This window comes from Bacillus sp. L_1B0_5 (assembly GCF_000836715.1).
GTDB classification, from domain to species: domain Bacteria; phylum Bacillota; class Bacilli; order Bacillales; family Bacillaceae_G; genus Bacillus_A; species Bacillus_A thuringiensis_S.
The window spans coordinates 15,469-36,082 of the sequence record NZ_JXIS01000067.1; the positions used below are offsets into that span (position 1 = coordinate 15,469).

The window sequence follows — 20,614 nt, forward strand, 5'->3', positions numbered from 1 at the left end:
GAGAATGTAGGATGAAGAAGTTTTTACTGTTTGTCATTATGACTGTTTTAGCGATTACTTCGGTCGCTTGCGGTAAGAAAGAGACGCAAAAGGCGAGTGCCGGTAAGGGAGAAGGAGATCGATTAGTAACGAATATTAGTAGTGATCCATATACACTTGATTCTGCTATTGCAACAGATAGCACGTCAGGTTATATAATTGGGCAGTTGTTTTCAAGTTTATATACGCAAGATAGTGATGGGAAATATCAAAATGAATTAGCAGAGAAAGAAGAAGTAAATGCTGATGGAACTGAATATACAATCCATTTGAAGAAAGATATTAAATGGTCAGATGGTTCTCCTATTACGGCAAATGATTTTGAATTTGCATGGAAGCGATTATTAAATCCGAAAACGGGTTCTATGAATGCGACAGAAATGTATTTCATTAAAGGGGCAGAGGCATATAATACTGGAAAAGGTGAAGAGGGACAAGTTGGTATTCAAGTCGTTGATCCTCAAACATTAAAGGTAACTCTTGAACATCCAGTTGCTTCTATTAAACAAAAATTAGCAAGCTCATTATTTATTCCATTAGCTAAAAAGTCGATTGATGATAATAATAAATTAAAAACAGATCCAAAAGAGTTAATTACAAATGGACCATTCACGTTAAAAGAGTGGAAGCATAACCAGGCTATTACAGTACAAAAAAATAAAGAATACTACGATAAAAAGGTAACTCTAAAAGAAATTGAGTTTCGTATTATTCCAGACTCTAAAACAGCGTATCAATTATTTAAATCAAAAGAATTAGATTTACTAAGTGGTTTACCACAAGAGATGATTGAAAAAGAAAAAGGAAATAAAGAATATAAGCGTGTTGCAGGATTCTCATCTTATATTTATTCGTTTAACGTAGAAAAAGAGCCGTTTACAAATGCGAAGGTACGTAAAGCATTTTCATTAGCGATTGATCGTAAATTTATCGTTGAAAAATTGTATAAAAATAATGCGCAAGAAGCATATGCATTCGTTCCAGAAGGAGCAAAAACACAAAGTGGTCGTGATTTCCGTAAAGAAAAAGGTGATTATGTTAAATTTGATCCAGCAGAAGCGAAAAAATTACTAGAAGAAGGTATGAAAGAACAAGGGTGGTCTACATTACCTGAAGTAACATTAAAATTCACTACAGATACACAACATAAAAAAGTAGCAGAAGCAATGCAAGAAATGTTTAAGAAAAATCTTGGTGTAGATATTAAATTAGAAAATAAAGAATGGAAGAGTTACATCGACACATACAAGCAAAGTGATTTCCAATTAGCTTATATGGGATGGGGCGGCTCTTTATTAGATCCAATTACTAAACTAGATCTATATGCAGGTGATGGTCCGAATAACTATGCAAAATGGCATAATAAAGAATTTGACGCTTTAGTAAAAGAAGCAAAAGTTGAACAAAACGAAGATAAGCGTTTTGACTTATTGCATAAAGCGGAAGATATTATGTTTACAGATTCACCATTAATCCCAATTATTTTCCCAAGTGCTTCATATTTACAAAAACCATCAGTATCTGGTGTTCAGTTCATTATCGGTTCTAGTCCAGAACTAAGATACGCAAAAATTAAAAAATAAAGAAGTAGGCAATCGCCTACTTCTTTATTTTATTTCTCTTTTGTATTCTTTTTTCGTTCCATCAGAGAAGACAACTTCTAAATCGAATTTTTGGTAGTCTTTATCAAGTTTGAACACGTTCGCTACTTGATCGATTACTTCTTGGTCAGGAGTATCTTTATCAAATTTTAATTCTTGTAGAAGTGGGCTTAATTTTGTGATAGCCTCATCTCCTGTTAATTTTACATCTGCTTTATGATCTTCAATTTTTGCTTCCATTTTTTTATCAGCTGCTACATTTTTATAGTCTGCTTCGTAGTCTTTCTTAGTATCTTGGTAGTCTGCCTTTAAATCGAATTCATTGAAATTTAGTTTTAAATCAGCAGGGGCTTCATTCTTTGCCTCTTCTGTAGTCTTTTTATTAGAAGTCGTGTCTTCCTTTGCAGGAGCTTTACATCCTGTTAATGCAGGTACTAGCATAAGAGCTAATAAAACTGATAGTAAAATTCTCATTATAAATTCCTCCTTATGTAAATTTGTTCTATACAAGTTTTTCCTAAAATCATGTAATTATGTATGTGTTGAAAATAAAATTTTGACTTGTAGCTTCAAGGATTAATCCGCAATTTAAATCAAAAATGATTTGTATGTATATGGTAAATTGAAGTTGTGAGGGAGGGACTAAAATGCATGAAGAATATAAAGAGATAATAAAAAAATCAATTGAATATATAGAGAATCACTTACATGAGGAGCTTACAACAGAAAGAGTGGCATCTCGCAGTGCGGTATCGATGTACCATTTTCATCGTATTTTTCAAAGGTATATTGGGATGAGTGTAACGGATTATATTCGAAAGAGAAGATTAACTCATGCTGCACAGGCTTTAGTATCGACTGAAAGACCTGTTATTGATATTGCAATGCAATATGGTTTTTCCTCACAAGAGGCCTTTACGAGAGCTTTTAAAAGAATGTTTCAATTGCCACCAAAGAAATATCGAAAGTACTTCCAGTCATTTTATATAGAAAGAGGAGAGGGTGTTCCAATGCAAAAAGGTATACCGAAAGGATGGATCTTAAGTGGAAGTCATCCTGCTGAATATGAGATGGGTTTAGATTATGAAGTTGTCCATCAAGGGAAAGTATCTGCATACATAAAAGCAAAAGAGAATGTTACGCACGGAGGATTTTCAACATTAATGCAAATGTTCCGAGCAGATAAATATGTAGGGAAGAGATTACGTTTTACAGCGTTTGTTAAGAGTGAAAGCGTAAGAGATTGGGCAGGATTGTGGATGCGAGTAGATGGAAAAGATACAGAACCGCTCGCTATGGATAATATGCAAAATCGCCCCATTAAAAATACGAATAACTGGCAATCGTACTCGGTTGTATTAGATATAAAAGAAGGAGCGCTTGGTATTGCATTTGGTGTTTTATTATCAGGAGAAGGTTGTGTGTGGCTAGATAGTATTCGATTTGATGAAGTGGATGGAAAAATTCCTTCAACAGATTTGGCTGAAAACTTTTATGAAACACTCCTAGAAGAGCCGGTAAATCTGCAATTTGAAGAGATAGAAAAGTAAGGAGAAAAGATATGTTCAAATATGTAAAACTCATAAGCATTAGTTTAGTAGTATCTTCTTGTATTATGGGGATTAACTATTTGATTAGCTATCTTTGGTCAGGGCATATACCTTCTTTGACGTGGAGAACATATTTGATGTTTGTGTTTATATTTATGATGAGTTTTGGTTCAATGCAAAAAGAGAGCTATGAAGAGAATTGATAATCTTTTTGTTTGCCTTCTTATTATTGATACGCAAATATTTATCACTAGATTAGGGGGATTTCCCGTAACAGACGGTTATCATACAATAATATTTGGTGAAGTTGATTGGGAGAGAAATATTATTGTATTATTACTTATTGTACTAGTTACAAAATGGGTAGCAGGAATTACCATAGGTATAAAAGGGATGGTAAAGAGAAGTAATTCTATAATTAAAGAAGCATAAAATAAAAAGGTATCCTTCAATTGGATACCTTTTTATTATTACTTATTATTTTGCAACTTCTGTCCACTTGTAGTTAAATTCACCGCCGAAGTCAGTTGTTACAAGTCCTTTAATGAAAGAGCGTTGTAAGTAAGAACGACCTTGTTGGTATAAAGGAGCGACAGCGCCGTCTTGTAATAGAATTTTTTCAGCTTGCTTCATTGCTTCAAAGCGTGCTTTTTCATCGCCAGCTAAATCTGTTTTCACTTTATGAATGAGCTCATCGTACTCTTTGTTAGAGTATTTATCGAAGTTATAAGCACTATCTGTTGTAAATAAATCTAAGAATGTAATTGGATCAGCGAAGTCAGGGCCCCAGCCATCAATACCAATTTCATAGTCACCACTTAACAGTAGTTTTAACTGCTGTTTACGTGGTTGTGGTTTTAAATTCACTGTTAATCCATCTAAGTTCTTTTCTAGTTCACCTTTTAAATATTCACCAGTCTTTTTAGCTAAAGCATTATCACTTGTTAAGAGTTCAATTGTTACTTTGTCAGTACCAAGTTCTTGCTTCGCTTTTTTCCAGTTTTCTTTCGCTGTTTTCACATCATCTTTCACTAGATTTCCATTTTCTTTACGGAAGTCGTTGCCATCAGGACTTTTTGCAAATTTCGCAGGAACCATTCCTTCAGCTGGAACAGCACCGTTATTTAAAATTGTTTCTACGTATGCTTTCTTATTCATTGCTCCGTTAATAGCAAGGCGTGCATGTTGATTTTTTAATGTTTCATTTTTTTGATTTAGTCGTAAAAATTGAATGCCAACTTCAGCGCGTTCTTTGAAGTTTGGATCGCCCTTATATTTATCAACAAACTCCGCAGTTAAAGCAACGCGATCAATTTGTCCTGAATCATATAAGTTAACTTCTGTAGACTTATCTTTAACGACATTGAAGTTGATTTCTTCTAATTTTACAGTTTTAGCATCCCAATAGTTAGGATTCTTCTTCAATTGGAAGCTTTGCTCATGTTTCCAGTTATCTAATGTGAAAGCACCGTTGTAAATTAAATGATTTGTTTCTAAACCGTATTTATCGCCTTGAGACTTTAAGTAATCTTCATTAATTGGTAAGAATGTTGAGAATGTCGTTAAGCTTAAGAAGTAAGGAACAGGACGGTCTAGTTGTACTTCTAAAGTTTTGTCATCAACAGCTTTAATACCTAATTGATCAACCGGTAATTGTTTTTGGTTTATTTGTTTCGCATTCTTTATATCGAAGAATAAGAATGCATATTCAGCTGCTGTATCAGGATTTACGGCACGTTGCCAAGCGAAGACGAAGTCCTTTGCTGTAACAGGAGTACCGTTTGACCATTTTGAATCACGCAGATGGAATGTATATTTTGTTTTATCGGGACTAATGTCGACCGACTCAGCAACACCAGGAATCGGTTTATTATCTTCTCCCATTGCATATAAACCTTCAAAAACATTTCGCATTACATTCATGGATTCCCCATCCGTTGCTTTTGCAACATCCATTGTTGGAATTTCTGAAGCGAATGATAAGTTAATTGCCTGTTTATCAGGTACTTTATCGTTTGCTTTCGCTCCGCTTGCATTATCTTTATTTCCCCCACAAGCAGTTAGTAATAGACTTGCCCCTAAAACAGATGCAACAACAGGTACAACTTTTTTCTTCATTGTTCGTTCCTCCCTAAATGTGTTGTTCGTAACGTCATAATGTCCATGTCTTGAAGTAGAGTTATAGAAGGAGATAAAACCTATTATAAATATTTGTTTATAGGTAATCAGGTGTTCTATATGTATATACATGTTGAGCTATAATCTATCGTTATATGTTTCAACGTAGTAGACATTATATTTTGATGGTGAAATATTTTGTTTCTTTGATTATTTAGAATATTAACACCGGAAAGAACTATATGTCAATAATAAAAATAGAATGTTAATTTCTTGGAATAATATATTAAAAAAGTAGATTCTCTTGTGTGAGAGAACCTACTTTTAATATATTTTGCTAAAAAAACAATTGGTGAGGGCTAATAATAAGTGGGGATGAAGAACCCCCACTTATTACGGTTTTACTTTATTTTTCAATTTTTGCCCACTTGAAGTTTAATTGACCTGCAAAGTCTACTTGTACAATTCCTTTCACATAAGAACGTTCTAAATAAGATTCGCCTTTTTGGTAAAGAGGAGCGATAACAGAGTCTTTAAATAATATTTTCTCGGATTCTAGTAATGCTTCCCAGCGAGCTTTTTCATCACCAGCTAAAGTTGTTTTCACTTTTGCTATTGTTTCATCGAATTCCTTACTAGAGTAATGATCTAAGTTATAAGGGTTATTCGTTGTAAATAGCTCAAGGAATGTAATTGGATCCGCAAAGTCAGGGCTCCAGCCATCAATTCCGATTTCGTAGTCACCTTTTAATAAAAGCGAAACTTGTTGCTTACGCGGTTGCGGTTTTATATTTACTGTTAAGCCATCTAAATTCTTTTCTAGTTGTCCTTTTAAGAATTCACCAGTTTTCTTATCAAGGTCAGCATCACTCGTTAATAATTCTAATGTTATCTTTTCAGAACCAAGCTCTTGTTTAGCTTTTTCCCATAACTTTTGTGCGGATTTTGTATCAACTTTTGTTAAATCGCCGTTTGCAGTACGGAAGTCTTTTCCTTCAGGTCCTTTTGCAAAGTTTTTTGGAACGAGACCAAATGTTGGTGTAGAGCCATCATTTAATAACGTATTTACAAAGGATTTTCTATCAATTGTTTGATCAATTGCTTGGCGTGCAGAAACGTTTTGAAGTACTTTGTTTTGTTGATTCATACGTAAAAATTGTACGCCTACGTTTGGACGTTCTTTAAAGTTGGCATCTTTTTTATATTTATCAACGAAGTCAGATGTTAGTTTTATACGGTCTAATTGTTTTGACTCGAATAAATTGACTTCTGTTGATTTTTCTTTTACGACGTTAAAATTGATTTCTTCTAGTTTGACAGTATCTTTATCCCAATAGGTAGGGTTCTTCTTAAATTTAAAGCTTTGTTCGTGCTTCCAATCGCTTAGTGTAAAAGCTCCATTGTACAAGATTGTATTATCTTCTAAAGCGTACTTATCACCTTGTGCTTTAAAGAATTCCTCGTTAATTGGTAGAAATGTTGGGAACGCTGTTAAGCTAATAAAATACGGAACAGGACGTTCCAATTCTACCTCAAACGTATGGTCATCAACTGCTTTTACACCAAGTTGGTCGGCTGGAAGTTCTTTGTTGTTAATTTTTGTTGCATTTTTAATATCAAAGAATAGAAATGCGTATTCAGAGGCTGTTGCTGGATCTACGGCTCTCTGCCAAGCGAACACAAAATCTTTCGCTGTAACAGGAGTGCCGTTTGACCATTTTGAATCTCGCAGGTGGAATGTGTATTTCGTTTTATCGCCACTTACTTCATGAGATTTTGCAACGCCAGGGACAGGTTTGTTACCTTCACCAAGATTATACAAACCTTCAAATACGTTTCTCATTACTTGACCAGAATCAGTATCTGTAGCACGGGCCGTATCCATTGTTCGTATTTCAGTAGGTGAAGATAAATTTAAAACCTGTTTACTAGGTGCCTCGTCTTTTGCATTTGCTCCGCTTGCTTCGTTTTTATAACTACCGCAACCAGTTAATAAAATACTTACTCCTACAACTGATGCAATACCGGGTACAAACTTCTTTTTCATTTGATTTTCCTCCTAAATGATTAAGTTTGGATGATGATGAGGGAAATGAAAAATAAAAAATCCCTCTTTTCATATTGAGAAAGAGGGATTTTTACGTACAAGTTATGCACCCGTATATAAACGAAGTCCCTCATTCTATCTTTCAAGCATAAAGCTTGCAGGAAGTGGCACAGTATTCAAAATGAACCTGCTGCCGAGGTTTCAAAGGGCCAGTCCCTCCACCTCTCTTGATACAATGAGTAAACGAATAAATTTTATTAATTTTTGTGTTTCTTTGATAATTCAAAATCTTACACCTTGAACAATGAAGTGTCAACCGAATGAAATATAGTTTAAATTTTCAGTTTTCTTAAATAAAAAAACCACTGCATATGGCAGTGGTTTTTTGCTTAGAAGTTAAAGTTATCTGGATCTGGACCAACGCGACGATCTTCATTTAAAGCTTGAATTGCTTTCATATCATCAGCACTTAATTCAAAGTCGAAGATGTTTGCATTTTCAATAATGCGATGTTCTTTAATTGATTTAGGGATTGTTACAACTTCGTTTTGTAAATCCCAGCGTAAAATAATTTGCGCAGTTGATTTATTATATTTTGTCGCAATTTCTTGTAACGTTGGATTATCTAGTAGTTGTCCTTGCATTAATGGTGACCAAGCTTCAAGCTGGATGTTATGTTCTTTACAGAATGTATGTAACTCTTCTTGTGCTAAACGTGGGTGGTATTCCACTTGGTTGACCATTGGCTTAATTTCAGCAATTTCAAATACGTCTTGTAAGTGGTGAATGTGGAAATTACTCACACCGATAGCGCGAACACGGCCATCTTTATAAAGTTTTTCTAATGCTTTCCATGATTCAGTATATTTCCCTTTTACAGGCCAATGTACTAAATATAAGTCTAAATATTCTAGACCTAATTTCTCTAATGTAGTTTCAAATGCTTGAAGTGTTGTTTCATATCCTTGATCGCTATTCCATACTTTTGAGGTAATAAATAATTCTTCACGTGAAACACCGGATTCACGAATCGCTTGTCCAACGCCCTCTTCATTTTGGTAGATTGCTGCAGTATCGATGCTGCGGTAGCCATTTTTAATTGCTGCTTTTACAGAATCAATTACTTCTGAACCATCTTCTACTTTAAAAACACCTAAACCAAACCAAGGCATTTTTACACCGTTATGTAATGTTGTATAGTCTTTTAAACTTGTTAAAATCATATTATTTCCCCCTAGCTTTTTTGTTTGTTGCTTCTACTGCTTTTTGAATTGCCTCTGAAAAATTATATTCGTATAAAGTTTTGAGACCCTCAGCTGTGGAACCACCTGGCGTTGTTACTTGTTCGCGGAGGTTAGCTGGATCTTGCGTTTGTTCGAGCATAGAAGCAGAGCCAGAAATCATTTGAATGACAAGATGTTTTGCGGTTTCTTCATCGACTCCATAACTTTTTGTTGCTTCAATTAAGCTTTCAGCAAAGTAATAAAGGAAGGCTGGTGCACTTCCAGTAACTGCAGTAAGCTGATGGACTTCTTCCTCAGTACAAAGTTGCGAAGTACCAATACCTCTTAAAAGCAGTTGCAGGGTTTCTTGATGCATCTCGTTTACTGATTGTCCCATTGTATATAAGGAGATAGACTTTCCAATTTCAGCAGCTGTATTAGGCATAATCCAAGCAACAGGCGTGCCTTTTGGGAGTCTAGCTTCTAAATAAGATGGTCCAATGCCAGCTGCTACTGTTACGACAAGTTGATTTGATATTAACGGAGATAGCTCAGCTAATAACTCTTCATGAGCAGAAGGTGGCATTGCTAAAACAACCGTATCGACAGATGTAATATGCTGCTTCCAATCCGTTGTAATAGACACATTATATCGCCTTTGTAATTGTTCTAACTTTTCTACGTTGCTTCGGTTAGAGATGATAATTTCTTCGATGTACTCTTTGCTTGTTTTAAGTAATCCGGAAAATATAGCTTCTGCCATACGACCAGCACCAATAAATAAAATTCGATGTTTGTTAGGCATATCCTTTATTCCTTTCTAGTAGAGATATGTTATAAAAACGATATCATCTTTAAGAGAATTTTGTAAAAAGAAAAGACTTACCGTAGATGGAATGGATAATGAGAAGGCGGAAATTCATGGTAAAGGAAAGGGCTATTCCTTATACTGGTGATAGGGAATTTATTACACATCTGGGGAGAGATAAATATGGTTAGAAGTCCACTTTTTTTACTTGTTTCTAGTATTATTTGTGTATTAGTTGGATTGTATATTCAATCGAGTTATATTGAAATTTTCGCATCAATTATGGGGATCATTAATGTTTGGTTATTAGCGAGAGAAAAAGTATCCAACTTTTTATTTGGCATGATTACTGTTGCGGTATTTCTATACATTTTTATTACACAAGGTTTATATGCAATGGCAGTATTAGCTGCTTTTCAATTTATCTTTAATGTATATGGTTGGTATTATTGGATTGCACGAAGTGGGGAGGGAGAGGTAAAAGCAACAGTTCGTTTAGATTTGAAAGGGTGGACTTTTTATATAAGTTTTATTTTAGTTGCTTGGATTGGTTGGGGTTATTATCAAGTCCGTTATTTAGAGTCAACAAGTCCATATTTAGACGCTTTAAATGCTGTATTGGGACTAGTGGCTCAATTTATGTTAAGTCGAAAAATATTAGAAAACTGGCATTTATGGATTTTATATAATGTAGTTAGCGTTGTAATTTATATTTCTACTGGTTTATACGTCATGCTAATATTAGCTGTTATTAATCTCTTTATATGTGTAGCTGGTTTGCTAGAGTGGAAGAGTAATTATAAGGGGCAAGAACATACAAATAATTATATCTAGAAAAAAATTAGAATTAAAAAACCCCCTGAAGCATATATGCTTCAGGGGGTTACTAATAGAATATAAGATTATGCTTTTGTCATACCAAGTAATACAGCGCCGCCGATAATTAAAACACTACCTAGTGCAATAAAGATCAATTGACGTTTTGTTTTCTTTTCACCTAAGAAGACAATTGCGCCGAATGTTGAGATAACGATTCCAGTTTGAGATAATGGGAAGCTTGTTGCTACTCCAACACGTGGTAATGAAAGAAGTAAGAATAAGTTTCCAGTTCCCCATAGTAAACCAGATAAAGCATTACGGATTGCATATTTGTTAAATGGTTTATGTTTAGACGTCAGTACAACCGCACCAACAAACATACCAACTGCTTGTGGTAAAATAGCAGACCAACCGTCGATATTATACCAACGAATAATAATTACATATACAAGATAGCCGAAAGTAGAAACAATTAAAGTAAGAAGACCTTTTTTCAATTGTCCTGGTGGCTGAGCATTTTCTTTATCATCTAATGATGTGAATACAACACCAACTACGATTAATAGGATTGCAATCGTTCCCAGAATGATCGTTGTAGTAGTAGTCCACTCACGGAAAGCGATAACCCCAAAGATAGAAGTTGCAACAAGTTGCATGCCAGTAGAAATCGTTACAGTAGTTGAAACACCTAGTTTTTCAACTGTTTTTAATTGGTTTACTTGTCCTAAAGCCCAGAATAAACCTGAAATAAAACCAACAATTAAGACTGTCATTGTTAAAGCTGGTTGAGTAAATACATACATGATTGTTGCGAAGAATAGAGCACCGATTGTCATACCTACCGTTTGGCTATATGCACCACCGCCCATTTTTACGCTTACTAATAAGATGTTTCCCCATGCAATTGCAGGAAGAAGCGCTAATAAAATGTCCATTACAAGACTCCCTTCGGTTTTCTATACCAATATAATTACATATCGTTCTAACGATCGGTAATGCCCCACTAATAGAGTAGAAGATTACCGATCGCTAAAACAGGATGAAGAACTTACGATATAAATGCGTTTTCATTTCTTCATTTTTTGAAACACCTCCATATAATAACAGGAAATTGCCTATTTTAGAAAGTGAATTCAAATAAAATGTATATTTTAATAAAAGGTAAAATTCAGTTATTTCCCGATGGTATATTTTATTTCCTAAGAAATAAAGAAGCAGCTTCAAAAAAGCTGCTTTAAGAATTACTAATTCTTTTATTAATAAGCTGAATGCATAGGAGAAATGCGAGTGACATACTAATAGTGATAATCACAAGTGTCCAGGCGAGTTGCATATTACTTGCGTCAATGGCCATGTAAATTGCAGTTGGGATTGTCTGTGTTTTACCAGGAATATTCCCGGCAAACATGAGTGTAGCACCAAACTCACCGAGCGCGCGGACAAAGCTCAAAATCATCCCGCTTAGTAAGGCAGGAAATGCGAGCGGAAGTGTAACGTGCAGAAAAACTTGATATTCACTTGCGCCAAGGTCACGAGCACTTTCTTCAATTTGTACATTTGCGATAGAAAATCCCGTTTTTGCTGATTGGTACATAAGCGGAAATGCAACAACTGTAGAAGCGATAATCGCAGCAGTAGATGTGAACATAATAGACTGCTGAAATAATGATTCGATCCACTTTCCGATCGGGCTGTTGTTTCCAAACATGATAATGAGAAAGAAGCCGATAACAGTTGGTGGAAGTACCATTGGTAATAAAAAAATGGTTTCTAATAGTACTTTATATCGCCATGAGGAGCGAGCTAATACTCGCCCGACAATCGTCCCTAAAATTGTAACGAGAATAGTGGCGCAAGCAGCTACTCTTAAAGATAGAAAGACAGGCGATATAATAGCATCAATGCTCATAGTAATTACGACAGGACTGTAAATCCATATTTCTTAAAGATAGATTGTGCATCTTTTGACTGCAAATACTCATAAACTGAAGTCGCCTCTTTCTTATGTTTAGATTCCTTTATAACACCTAAAGGATAGTGGATTGGCTCATGAGAAGTAGCTGCTGCTGTCTCACCAATCTTTACTTTATCTGAAATGAGAGCATCTGTTTTGTATACGATACCAGCATCGACATTCCCTGTTTCTACATATGTTAACACTTGGCGAACATCTTTTGTAAATACGACTTTATTTTGAACATCATTCCAAAGGTTTTCGTGTGTTAGAGAAGCCTTTGCATATTTTCCAGCAGGTACAGATTCAGGTGTACCAAGTGCAATTTTTTTGATTTTCTCATCTTTTAAATCTTGAAATTTTGTAAGAGAGCTATCTTTAGGGATGACTAGAACTAGTTCATTTCCAAGAAGATTTTTCCCCTCTTTTTCATTAATGAATCCTTTTTTTACAAGGGTTTGGAATTTATCTTCTGCTGCAGAGAAGAATAAATCAGCAGGTGCACCTTGTTCAATTTGTTGTTGAAGTGCTCCAGAAGCACCGAAGTTAAAAGAAAGTTTAATATTTGGTTCTTTTTCTTTATATTGTTTTTCAATTTCTTTTAATGCATCTTGTAAGCTTGCAGCAGCTGAGATAGTAAGTTCAACTGTTTTATCCTCTTTAGCAGCTGACTTTGTATTCTTTTCCCCACTTGTACAAGCAGCACTAAATATAAGAAGGAAAGAAAGTATAAGTGCCCCAATAGAACGTAATGTAAATTTATTCATAAAAAAATCCCCTTTCGTTTTGACACATCTAATTATAACTAATTATAACTAAATATAACTAGTTATAATTGAATATAATTTGAACGATGTAGTTGTTTTTTAATATAGGAGAAATATTCTTTTCTTTGTTACAATGAAGGAAGAAAGTGAGGAATCGTCTATGGATCATCATTCCTACACAACGGAAGAAGTAGCGAAGCGATTAAAAGTATCAAAATTAACTGTATACGACTTAATTAAAAAAGGAGAACTGCCTTCTTATAGAGTTGGTAGACAGATGCGCATTGATGCAGCAGATTTAGATCAATATATAAAACAAATGAAAACAGGAAAGGTACAAGTTACTCCTGTAAAAAACGATGGTAGTAGTATCTTGAACACGTGTATTATTAGTGGTCAAGAACTAACGTTAGATATGTTAGCTAAACGTATAGAAAACCGTTTGCCAAGTTCTAATGTTTTAAGGGCGTATCAAGGTAGCTTAACAAGTTTAGTGAAAATGTATCAAGGAGAAGGAAGTATCGTTAGTTTGCATTTGTTTGATGGTGAAACGGGTACATATAATGTTCCTTATGTAAAACGCATTTTAGTAGGACAGCCATGTATTATGATTAATTTATTGTCCAGAAATGTAGGGTTTTATGTCCAAAAAGGAAATCCGAAGAAAATAAAGACATGGGCCGACATATCCGGATCCACTATAAAGTTTGTAAATCGAGAAAAGGGTTCTGGTATTAGAGTGTTAGTGGATGAACAATTACGAATCCAAAAATTAAATAAAGCTGATATTAGTGGATATGAATGGGAAGAATCGAATCATCTGGGTGTTGCCACGCAAGTTGCAAATGGAAAAGCTGATGTAGGAGTAGGTTCAGAAAAGTTTTCGCAAATTGTAAATGTGGACTTTATTCCAATCATGAAAGAACAGTATGATTTAGTAATTTTGAAGAATAAAGAAAATGAAGAGCTGATTGAAGTCATGAAAGACATTCTGCAATCGGAAGAATTTCATAATGAATTAAATGCAATTGGCGGATATGATATTACGAAAACAGGTCAAATTATATATGAAACAAACTAAAAAGCTGCTTGTCTATAAGACGAGCAGCCTTTTCTATATAAAGGGGTTTGGGGAAACAAAGTGTTAAACAAGACCTTGAGCAAGTGTATAAATGAAAGCCGTAAGAAGAGTAGCTCCACTTGCAAGTCCGATAAAGTCTGATTTGTTGAAAGTAATGTTGTTCATTATAATCTCTCCTTATTTGTTTAATGTAGAAGCAACAGCTTTTGCATCGACAAGTGCGGATAGCACCATGCCCATTGTATTTAAAAATTTATTTGATTTCATATTGTTCATCATGCGTATCCGCTCCTTTTCGAATTGTTGTTGCCCTGCTTATGTCTTAATTATAGGAAATATGTCCACTTGCAACTATCGAATTAGCTTACGAAAGACTTACACTTTTGTAAGAAAAAAAGACATTCATGTAAGAATGTCTTTCACAGCATATTGATATGATGATGTTCTTCAATTGTTTTTAAAAAACTACGCATTGAATTCGTCATATAGCTATCTTTACGGCGTATGAAAACCGTTGAAATACTGCCGTATTTTTCAGGGATTGCATGACAATGTACCTTACCTGCTTTAGAAAGATGATGGACAGCAGACTGTGGTACGAGTGTAATTCCGAGGCCGAGTGCAACGCTGTTTAATATTGTCTCTAATATATTGAATTCCATAATTCTTTTTGGTAGCAAACCTTCGTCTTTCAGCCATCGTTCTAGTTTGGAACGGTATCCACATCCTTGGTTAAAAACGAGTAGAGGCGTTGTTGTAAATTCTTCTATATGAAAAGCTTTATTTTGTGTTACAAGCATTAATTTTTCTGTACTAACATCGTATTGTTCGATTAGTGGATGTTTAATAGGACCTGATATAAAGGCACCATCTAATTGATGATCAAGTACTTCTCTAATCAATTCTTCTGTTAGACCCGCTTGTAATGATAAATCGACATTCGGATAGCTTTTATAGTAAGAAGATAAAATGGTAGGTAATGTACTTACTGTTTCTACTGTACCGATTTTTAATATACCGGAGGGTGTTTCACTATCTAAAAATACTTGTTTTAGTTCGTCGACATCTTGCAAAATTTTATTAACATAAACGAGCATTTTTCTTCCTTCAGCTGTTAAAGTCATGCCTCGTTTATGGCGGTAAAAGAGTGGGGTTTTTAATTCGTTTTCTAGTTGTTTAATACGTGCAGTTACATTTGATTGTACATAATTTAATTCCTTTGCTGCGTTACTTACACTACCCTGGTCGGCAACGCTTTTAAAGATTTGTAAGTCTCTTAATTCCATTTTGTAATCCCCCTTGATGTTAACTATCATTATAAATGATAGTTAACATCATTTTGAATCATTTTACGTGATATATTTTTTCTTTTACAATTCTCTTTGTGCAAATAGAAAGAAACGGGGGATTGCGGTGAGAAGAGGTCAAATGATAATAGGGGCTTTAGCTTGTTTAATTGCGAGTATGTCATGGGGAGCGATGTTTCCAGTTGCTGATCATGCGCTAGAATACATAGATCCATTTTATTTTTCGCTTATTCGCTATGGAGCGGTGGCGATCGTACTGATTGTATTGTTGTTAATGAAAGAAGGAAAACAGGCATTTCGTTTAGAGGGAAGAGGAAAGTTACTCGTCTTTTTTGGAACGATGGCATTTACAGTATATAATGTCCTCATATTTTTAGGGCAAATGTTAATGGGTAAGTCGGGTGTAATGGTAGCTTCCATTATGGAAGCACTTATGCCGATGATTTCTATTTGTATTTTATGGGGATATAAGCATATAAAACCGAAGAAGTATATGATAACGAGTATGGTTATTGCTTTTGTAGGAGCTGTGTTTGTTATTACAAAAGGTGACATGAGTTTCTTTGTAACATTGAAAGATAATATGTTCTCATTAGCATTTATATTTATTGGTGTTGTAGGCTGGGTTATTTATACGATGGGTGGTCAAACATGTAGTGATTGGTCAACATTACGTTATTCTACGTTGACGTGTGTATTCGGTACGACTGTTACAGGAATTATAACGGTAATTATTACGTCGCTTGGATATATTTCAGTTCCGAGTATGGGAACGATTTCTATTGTAAAATATGATTTGTTATTTATGATGACATTGCCAGGTATTGTAGCGCTACTTGCTTGGAACTACGGTGTGAAAATTTTATCATCCATTAATGGGATTTTATTTATTAATTTTGTACCAATTACGACTTTAGCTATTATGATGATGCAAGGGTATCAAATCACAATGTTTGATATTATAGGGACTGTACTTGTTATTGCAGCGCTTATTCGCAATAACGTTTGTCAGAGAAAAGAAGAAAATATAAATAAGAGAGTTTTACAAGAAGAGCAATTACGTCAAGCTGTTTAATAGGCAAATGGAGGATTTCACATGTTAGAAAGTTTATTGTTTTTCTTCGCCGTCGGAGTTGCCTGTGAGCTTGCGGCAATTAATCGAAATGGTCGTAAAAAGATAAAACAACAAGCTGAGCTGATACAGCTTTTAAAAGAATTGAAAGAAAGAAAAAATTAAAAAGACGACCGGGCATAGACGGTCGTCTTTTTCTATATAAAGGGGAAAGGGGACACAAAGTTATACAAGCGTAGCAGCGTAAATGAAAGCAGTAAGAAGAAGAGAGCCGCTAGCTAATCCTAAAAAATCTAATTTGTTAAAAGCAATGTTATTCATAATACATTCTCCTTACTTGTTTAATGTAGAAGCAACAGCTTTTGCATCGAAAAGAGCTGATAATACCATGCCCATTGTATTTAAGAAATTGTTCGTTTTCATTTTGTTCATCATATTGATCCACTCCTTTTCGAATAATTGTTGCCCTGTTTCTGACTTAATTGTATGAAATATAGTAAGAAGTAACTATCGAATTAGCTTACAAGAAAATTACACTTTTGTAAGAATTGAAATTTAACAATTCATCCTTAATTTTGTTACCAACTCCTAAAACTTAGTGTTATAATTATTATAAGAATATGATTATACTTCGGATGTTTAGAAAGGAACGAAACAAATGTATAAACCAATTACATTTTTGTTGAAATATATATTTAAAACAGCTGGGAAAGTAGAAGTACAAGGAAGAGAAAAGCTACCAGAAGGTGGACCGTATGTTGTTGCGTGTACACATACAAGTTTTATGGATGTATTAATGTTAGCTACAGGGATGTATCCAACTCAAATTCATTACATGGCAAAAAAAGAGTTATTTGAAGGTAAATTCAAAAATTGGTTCTTTAAAAATGTAAATGCATTCCCTGTAGATCGTGCGAATCCGGGACCAAGTACACTTAAAATACCATCACGTTTATTAAAAGAAGGAAAGGTAGTAGGAATTTTTCCGAGTGGAACGAGATCAGCGGAAGATGTTTCATTAAAAGCGGGTGCTGTGACAATTGCGATGCGTTCTAATGTTCCGTTAGTACCAGCAGCTTATGTTGGTCCATCAAGTGTAAAAGAATTAATAAAGGGGAAAAAGGCACAATTGATTTTTGGAGATCCAATTCAAATTGAGGCTGGAGAACAAATAGATCGAAAAACCGCTATGAAAATGATGACAGATCAATTAAATGAGAAGTTTGAGGAGTTAAAAGAAGCTTTGCAATCAAATCAAAAATAAGAAAAGACGACCGGGCATAGACGGTCGTCTTTTCTATTACTATTTATAATAAAGGGGAAAGGGGACACGAAGTTATACAAGCGTAGCGGCGTAAATAAAAGCAGTAAGAAGAATCGAGCCACTAGCTAGTCCTAAAAAATCTAATTTGTTAAAAGTGATGTTATTCATAATATATTCTCCTTACTTGTTTAATGTAGAAGCAACAGCTTTTGCATCAATAAGAGCGGAAAATACCATGCCCATTGTATTTAAGAAATTGTTTGTTTTCATTTTGTTCATCATATTAATCCGCTCCTTTTCGAATAGTTGTTACCCTGTTTCTGACTTAATTGTATGAAATGTTGCGGAAAGTCACTATCGAATTAGCTTACAGAAAAATTACACTTTTGTAAGAGAAACGAATGAAGGTGTAATGATAAGAAGATTTGACATATGTTCCTGAGATTCATTAAGTTAAAGGTAGAGGTGAGTGTATGGCTAATATTAAAGATATTGCAAAGATGGCGGGAGTTTCAGTTACGACTGTTTCGAGAGTGTTGAATGATCACCCATATGTAAGTGAAGAAAAAAGAAAAGCGGTTATAGAGATAGTTGAGAAATTGAATTACTCGCAAAACGCAAATGCTGTTCATTTATCAAAAGGAAAAACGAATATTGTTGGTGTGATTTTACCGTATATTAATCATCCGTGTTTTGATGCGATGGTGAGCGGAATGATGGAGATTGCGTTAGCGCATAATTACAGGGTGCTACTTTGCCAAACGAATTATAATAAAAAAGAAGAAATGAAAAGTTTACATATGTTAAAAACAAAACAATTGGATGGTCTTATTATTTGTTCACGTGCAAATGATTGGGAAACGATAGAACCGTATGCTTCTTGCGGCGCAATAATTGCTTGTGAAGACAATGATATTTCAAACATCTCAAGTGTATATACGAATCATTCAGCGGCCTTTCAATTAGGAATGGATTATTTGATTGAGAAAGGTTATAAAAAAATTGGTTATTGTACGGGAAGAAAATTAGGGCCGAGTAGTCAAAAGCGTTTTGATGTTTATAAACATCAATTGCAATCTATAGACGAAGAGGTTAATGAAGAATGGATTTTTACAGAATGTTTTACACTAGAAGATGGTGTGAAAGTAGCTCATAAGTTAAAAGAGATGCAGGATCTTCCTGAAGCATTAATAGTAGCAGGCGATGAGGTTGCGATTGGGGTTATGACAGAGGTTGAAAAATTAGGCATTCAAGTTCCTGAGGATTTAGCAATTATTGGCTTTGATAATCAACCTATCTCACAAGTGTTACAACTGACAACTATTGATCAAAATTTAAAGGAGATAGGGAAAACTGCTTTTGAAATGTTGCATAGAAAAGTGAATGACGAGAGTTCTGAACAAGAAAAGCTGGAAATTCCATACGAACTTGTGGAACGCTCTACAGTTTAATTTTAATCCGTTATGTGTATAATCGCATAACGGATTATTTTTTTGAAATATCTTTGACAGGAAACGCGTTTCATACTTTATAAAGGAGTTAAACCGGTTTGTAATAATCCATGGATTCTTTTCAAGTGTTAATGCAATGAATAGAATTTGGAGGAATATGCATGAATGAACTTTTATCGAGTATGAAAAAGTATGTAGATGATGATGAAAAGATTCTGGCTTTTGTGGTAGGGATATTTGAGAAGGATAATTTTATATTATCGTATCAACATGGGGTTTTTGTTGCCACTACTAGACGTCTCCTTTTTTACGGGAAATTTCCGTACTATTCTTCAACATTTAAAGAGTATTCATATTTGCATATAGATAGCATAGATTTTCATCCGTATTTTGAATTTACTTGTAATCATGAAACCATTCGCGCTAAGTATATTCAGAAAGGGAATGTGGAGCAATTTGTCCGTGCAGTTAGAGCAAATATGAATAATTAATCACCCCTCTGTTTAAACATAATATTTCAATTTTTAACAGGGAAAATGCGGAATAAAAACCACTTCTAAACCTCTAGGAGATAGTGATACAATGTCAAATGGGGGGAGGGTATGAACTATGGTTAATCAACGTATAAAGGAAATAACACTAATTACAATTGGTTCATTATTATTCGCAATTGGTATTAATTACTTTGCAATTCCAAACCGTTTATCGGAAGGTGGAATTATTGGTTTAACGGTTGTTACGTACTACTTATTTGATTGGTCACCAGGAATTGTGAACTTTGCTATAAATGCAATTTTACTAGCTGTTGGTTATAAATTTTTTGATAAGAAAACAATGATTTATACAATTTTAGGGATTGTAGAAACATCTTTGTTTTTATACGTTACAGAACATATTGAGTATCATGTAAATAGTGATACATTATTAGCAGCTTTATTTGCTGGTTTATTTGTGGGTATTGGATTAGGCTGTATGTTCAAAGCCGGAGGTACATCGGGAGGATCAGCAATCTTAGCTCAGTTAGCAAATCAATATTTAGGTTGGAGCGTAGGTAAAGGCGTACTAATTATTGATATTGTTGTAATTGCTGGTTCTGTATTTATAATAGGGCAAGAAAAGGCAATGTATACACTTGTAGCTGTGTTCATCGGAGCGAAGGTGATTGATTTCATTGTAGAAGGAATGGACACAAAAACGGCTGTTACGATTATTTCGAATCAACCAGACTTAATTCGTGAGGCTATTACGAAAAATATGACACGCGGTGTTACTGTATTAGAAGGGCGCGGCGGATATACTGGTAAAAATAAAGAAGTTTTATATGTTGTTATTAATAAACAAGAGCTTGTTAAGTTAAAACAAGTTATTAGTCGGGTAGATGAAGATGCTTTCGTTGTTATACATGATGTACGTGATGTGCTTGGCGGTGGCTTTAAAGCAAGCTAAAAGGTGAACGAGTAAATTCGTTCACCTTTTTTAATTCTTACAAAAATGTAAGTGTAATGTAATGAGA

24 protein-coding genes and 1 riboswitch are annotated in these 20,614 nt (G+C 34.5%); of the genes, 12 read left to right on the top strand and 12 right to left on the bottom strand.

Features of this window, described 5'->3' with window-relative positions; all coding sequences use genetic code 11:
• Positions 1-11: 11 nt before the first annotated feature.
• Positions 12-1,622 carry a peptide ABC transporter substrate-binding protein gene (locus RT27_RS20915; RefSeq protein ID WP_043937308.1) on the top strand — a complete coding sequence of 537 codons (1,611 nt, stop codon included), beginning with the start codon at positions 12-14 and terminating at the stop codon, positions 1,620-1,622.
• Between the two features lie 24 nt (positions 1,623-1,646).
• Here RT27_RS20915 and RT27_RS20920 read toward each other — a convergent pair whose 3' ends face one another.
• Complete coding sequence (locus tag RT27_RS20920) at positions 1,647-2,114, bottom strand: YusW family protein (RefSeq protein ID WP_016083988.1); 468 nt, start codon at positions 2,112-2,114, stop codon at positions 1,647-1,649.
• 173 nt (positions 2,115-2,287) lie between these two features.
• Between RT27_RS20920 and RT27_RS20925 the strand changes: the two genes are divergently transcribed.
• Genes RT27_RS20925 through RT27_RS20935 form a run of 3 tightly spaced genes read left to right on the top strand, consistent with a single transcriptional unit; the run spans position 2,288 to position 3,622 of the window.
• Complete coding sequence (locus RT27_RS20925) at positions 2,288-3,190, top strand: AraC family transcriptional regulator (RefSeq protein WP_043937309.1); 903 nt, start codon at positions 2,288-2,290, stop codon at positions 3,188-3,190.
• Between the two features lie 11 nt (positions 3,191-3,201).
• Positions 3,202-3,393, top strand: a complete 192-nt coding sequence (locus tag RT27_RS20930) for a hypothetical protein (protein WP_016083986.1) — start codon at positions 3,202-3,204, stop codon at positions 3,391-3,393.
• Positions 3,380-3,622: a hypothetical protein gene (locus RT27_RS20935; RefSeq protein WP_043937310.1), complete on the top strand. Its 243-nt coding sequence runs from the start codon at positions 3,380-3,382 to the stop codon at positions 3,620-3,622. Before RT27_RS20930 ends, RT27_RS20935 begins: the two co-directional genes overlap by 14 nt.
• Before the next feature lie 45 nt (positions 3,623-3,667).
• Here the strand turns inward: RT27_RS20935 and RT27_RS20940 are convergent, their stop codons facing one another.
• The 4 genes from RT27_RS20940 to proC all read right to left on the bottom strand — a co-directional run bounded on the left by RT27_RS20940 (position 3,668) and on the right by proC (position 9,383).
• Complete coding sequence (locus RT27_RS20940) at positions 3,668-5,308, bottom strand: peptide ABC transporter substrate-binding protein (protein WP_043937312.1); 1,641 nt, start codon at positions 5,306-5,308, stop codon at positions 3,668-3,670.
• A gap of 406 nt (positions 5,309-5,714) precedes the next feature.
• Positions 5,715-7,355 carry a peptide ABC transporter substrate-binding protein gene (locus RT27_RS20945; RefSeq protein ID WP_029441443.1) on the bottom strand — a complete coding sequence of 547 codons (1,641 nt, stop codon included), beginning with the start codon at positions 7,353-7,355 and terminating at the stop codon, positions 5,715-5,717.
• Between the two features lie 132 nt (positions 7,356-7,487).
• Positions 7,488-7,592, bottom strand: a riboswitch (SAM riboswitch).
• A 152-nt stretch (positions 7,593-7,744) separates the two neighbouring features.
• Complete coding sequence (locus RT27_RS20950) at positions 7,745-8,578, bottom strand: aldo/keto reductase (RefSeq protein ID WP_043937314.1); 834 nt, start codon at positions 8,576-8,578, stop codon at positions 7,745-7,747.
• A 1-nt stretch (position 8,579) separates the two neighbouring features.
• Positions 8,580-9,383, bottom strand: a complete 804-nt coding sequence (gene proC, locus RT27_RS20955; RefSeq protein WP_029441444.1) for a pyrroline-5-carboxylate reductase — start codon at positions 9,381-9,383, stop codon at positions 8,580-8,582.
• Positions 9,384-9,569: 186 nt separating this feature from the next.
• Here proC and pnuC point away from each other — a divergent pair, with 186 nt between their 5' ends.
• Positions 9,570-10,220 carry a nicotinamide riboside transporter PnuC gene (gene pnuC, locus RT27_RS20960; RefSeq protein ID WP_016083980.1) on the top strand — a complete coding sequence of 217 codons (651 nt, stop codon included), beginning with the start codon at positions 9,570-9,572 and terminating at the stop codon, positions 10,218-10,220.
• A gap of 68 nt (positions 10,221-10,288) precedes the next feature.
• Here the strand turns inward: pnuC and RT27_RS20965 are convergent, their stop codons facing one another.
• From RT27_RS20965 to modA, 3 genes are all read right to left on the bottom strand, one after another.
• Positions 10,289-11,140, bottom strand: a complete 852-nt coding sequence (locus RT27_RS20965) for a GRP family sugar transporter (protein WP_000353546.1) — start codon at positions 11,138-11,140, stop codon at positions 10,289-10,291.
• Between the two features lie 299 nt (positions 11,141-11,439).
• Positions 11,440-12,114, bottom strand: a complete 675-nt coding sequence (gene modB / locus RT27_RS20970) for a molybdate ABC transporter permease subunit (protein ID WP_029441445.1) — start codon at positions 12,112-12,114, stop codon at positions 11,440-11,442.
• A gap of 5 nt (positions 12,115-12,119) precedes the next feature.
• Positions 12,120-12,926 (bottom strand): molybdate ABC transporter substrate-binding protein, encoded by an 807-nt coding sequence (gene modA, locus RT27_RS20975; RefSeq protein ID WP_029441446.1) that lies wholly within the window; start codon positions 12,924-12,926, stop codon positions 12,120-12,122.
• A gap of 160 nt (positions 12,927-13,086) precedes the next feature.
• Here modA and RT27_RS20980 point away from each other — a divergent pair, with 160 nt between their 5' ends.
• A complete protein-coding gene (locus RT27_RS20980) occupies positions 13,087-14,007 on the top strand; it encodes a substrate-binding domain-containing protein (RefSeq protein WP_016083977.1) in 921 nt (306 codons plus the stop codon).
• A gap of 63 nt (positions 14,008-14,070) precedes the next feature.
• Here RT27_RS20980 and RT27_RS33850 read toward each other — a convergent pair whose 3' ends face one another.
• Both RT27_RS33850 and RT27_RS20985 read right to left on the bottom strand, forming a co-directional pair.
• Positions 14,071-14,172 carry a DUF3948 family protein gene (locus tag RT27_RS33850; RefSeq protein WP_001060018.1) on the bottom strand — a complete coding sequence of 34 codons (102 nt, stop codon included), beginning with the start codon at positions 14,170-14,172 and terminating at the stop codon, positions 14,071-14,073.
• Positions 14,173-14,426: 254 nt separating this feature from the next.
• Positions 14,427-15,293, bottom strand: coding sequence for a LysR family transcriptional regulator (locus RT27_RS20985; RefSeq protein WP_000423024.1), 867 nt, complete (start codon positions 15,291-15,293; stop codon positions 14,427-14,429).
• 127 nt (positions 15,294-15,420) lie between these two features.
• On the opposite strand from RT27_RS20985, the gene RT27_RS20990 reads away from it, so the two are divergent.
• Positions 15,421-16,389, top strand: coding sequence for a DMT family transporter (locus RT27_RS20990; RefSeq protein ID WP_016083974.1), 969 nt, complete (start codon positions 15,421-15,423; stop codon positions 16,387-16,389).
• A 21-nt stretch (positions 16,390-16,410) separates the two neighbouring features.
• Positions 16,411-16,551, top strand: a complete 141-nt coding sequence (locus RT27_RS32470; protein ID WP_000894065.1) for a YrzO family protein — start codon at positions 16,411-16,413, stop codon at positions 16,549-16,551.
• A gap of 60 nt (positions 16,552-16,611) precedes the next feature.
• Here the strand turns inward: RT27_RS32470 and RT27_RS34865 are convergent, their stop codons facing one another.
• The gene (locus RT27_RS34865; RefSeq protein WP_001059387.1) at positions 16,612-16,707 is read right to left on the bottom strand and encodes a DUF3948 family protein; all 96 of its coding nucleotides are present in this window, start codon (positions 16,705-16,707) and stop codon (positions 16,612-16,614) included.
• 337 nt (positions 16,708-17,044) lie between these two features.
• On the opposite strand from RT27_RS34865, the gene RT27_RS20995 reads away from it, so the two are divergent.
• The gene (locus RT27_RS20995) at positions 17,045-17,650 is read left to right on the top strand and encodes a lysophospholipid acyltransferase family protein (protein ID WP_000277778.1); all 606 of its coding nucleotides are present in this window, start codon (positions 17,045-17,047) and stop codon (positions 17,648-17,650) included.
• 72 nt (positions 17,651-17,722) lie between these two features.
• Here RT27_RS20995 and RT27_RS33865 read toward each other — a convergent pair whose 3' ends face one another.
• Positions 17,723-17,818 (bottom strand): DUF3948 family protein, encoded by a 96-nt coding sequence (locus RT27_RS33865; RefSeq protein WP_001059999.1) that lies wholly within the window; start codon positions 17,816-17,818, stop codon positions 17,723-17,725.
• A 305-nt stretch (positions 17,819-18,123) separates the two neighbouring features.
• Between RT27_RS33865 and RT27_RS21000 the strand changes: the two genes are divergently transcribed.
• From RT27_RS21000 to RT27_RS21010, 3 genes are all read left to right on the top strand, one after another.
• Positions 18,124-19,101, top strand: coding sequence for a LacI family DNA-binding transcriptional regulator (locus RT27_RS21000; RefSeq protein WP_043937316.1), 978 nt, complete (start codon positions 18,124-18,126; stop codon positions 19,099-19,101).
• 161 nt (positions 19,102-19,262) lie between these two features.
• Positions 19,263-19,592: a PH domain-containing protein gene (locus RT27_RS21005; RefSeq protein WP_029441448.1), complete on the top strand. Its 330-nt coding sequence runs from the start codon at positions 19,263-19,265 to the stop codon at positions 19,590-19,592.
• A gap of 118 nt (positions 19,593-19,710) precedes the next feature.
• Entirely contained in the window at positions 19,711-20,547 is an 837-nt protein-coding gene (locus tag RT27_RS21010; RefSeq protein WP_000248045.1) for a YitT family protein, read from the top strand.
• Positions 20,548-20,614: the final 67 nt, after the last annotated feature.

Bases quoted from the DNA above. Each gene is read 5' to 3' on its own strand.
- RT27_RS20965 (WP_000353546.1), bottom strand. From the start codon at position 11,140: ATGGACATTTTATTAGCGCTTCTTCCTGCAATTGCATGGGGAAACATC.
- RT27_RS20985 (WP_000423024.1), bottom strand. From the start codon at position 15,293: ATGGAATTAAGAGACTTACAAATCTTTAAAAGCGTTGCCGACCAGGGT.
- RT27_RS33865 (WP_001059999.1), bottom strand. From the start codon at position 17,818: ATGAATAACATCACTTTTAACAAATTAGATTTTTTAGGACTAGCTAGT.
- RT27_RS20945 (WP_029441443.1), bottom strand. From the start codon at position 7,355: ATGAAAAAGAAGTTTGTACCCGGTATTGCATCAGTTGTAGGAGTAAGT.
- RT27_RS21010 (WP_000248045.1), top strand. From the start codon at position 19,711: ATGGTTAATCAACGTATAAAGGAAATAACACTAATTACAATTGGTTCA.
- RT27_RS20925 (WP_043937309.1), top strand. From the start codon at position 2,288: ATGCATGAAGAATATAAAGAGATAATAAAAAAATCAATTGAATATATA.
- RT27_RS21005 (WP_029441448.1), top strand. From the start codon at position 19,263: ATGAATGAACTTTTATCGAGTATGAAAAAGTATGTAGATGATGATGAA.
- RT27_RS20940 (WP_043937312.1), bottom strand. From the start codon at position 5,308: ATGAAGAAAAAAGTTGTACCTGTTGTTGCATCTGTTTTAGGGGCAAGT.
- RT27_RS32470 (WP_000894065.1), top strand. From the start codon at position 16,411: ATGTTAGAAAGTTTATTGTTTTTCTTCGCCGTCGGAGTTGCCTGTGAG.
- RT27_RS20950 (WP_043937314.1), bottom strand. From the start codon at position 8,578: ATGATTTTAACAAGTTTAAAAGACTATACAACATTACATAACGGTGTA.
- RT27_RS20915 (WP_043937308.1), top strand. From the start codon at position 12: ATGAAGAAGTTTTTACTGTTTGTCATTATGACTGTTTTAGCGATTACT.
- RT27_RS20980 (WP_016083977.1), top strand. From the start codon at position 13,087: ATGGATCATCATTCCTACACAACGGAAGAAGTAGCGAAGCGATTAAAA.
- RT27_RS21000 (WP_043937316.1), top strand. From the start codon at position 18,124: ATGGCTAATATTAAAGATATTGCAAAGATGGCGGGAGTTTCAGTTACG.
- modB (WP_029441445.1), bottom strand. From the start codon at position 12,114: ATGAGCATTGATGCTATTATATCGCCTGTCTTTCTATCTTTAAGAGTA.
- proC (WP_029441444.1), bottom strand. From the start codon at position 9,383: ATGCCTAACAAACATCGAATTTTATTTATTGGTGCTGGTCGTATGGCA.
- RT27_RS33850 (WP_001060018.1), bottom strand. From the start codon at position 14,172: ATGAACAACATTACTTTCAACAAATCAGACTTTATCGGACTTGCAAGT.
- RT27_RS20930 (WP_016083986.1), top strand. From the start codon at position 3,202: ATGTTCAAATATGTAAAACTCATAAGCATTAGTTTAGTAGTATCTTCT.
- RT27_RS34865 (WP_001059387.1), bottom strand. From the start codon at position 16,707: ATGAATAACATTGCTTTTAACAAATTAGATTTTTTAGGATTAGCTAGC.
- RT27_RS20935 (WP_043937310.1), top strand. From the start codon at position 3,380: ATGAAGAGAATTGATAATCTTTTTGTTTGCCTTCTTATTATTGATACG.
- RT27_RS20995 (WP_000277778.1), top strand. From the start codon at position 17,045: ATGTATAAACCAATTACATTTTTGTTGAAATATATATTTAAAACAGCT.
- modA (WP_029441446.1), bottom strand. From the start codon at position 12,926: ATGAATAAATTTACATTACGTTCTATTGGGGCACTTATACTTTCTTTC.
- RT27_RS20920 (WP_016083988.1), bottom strand. From the start codon at position 2,114: ATGAGAATTTTACTATCAGTTTTATTAGCTCTTATGCTAGTACCTGCA.
- pnuC (WP_016083980.1), top strand. From the start codon at position 9,570: ATGGTTAGAAGTCCACTTTTTTTACTTGTTTCTAGTATTATTTGTGTA.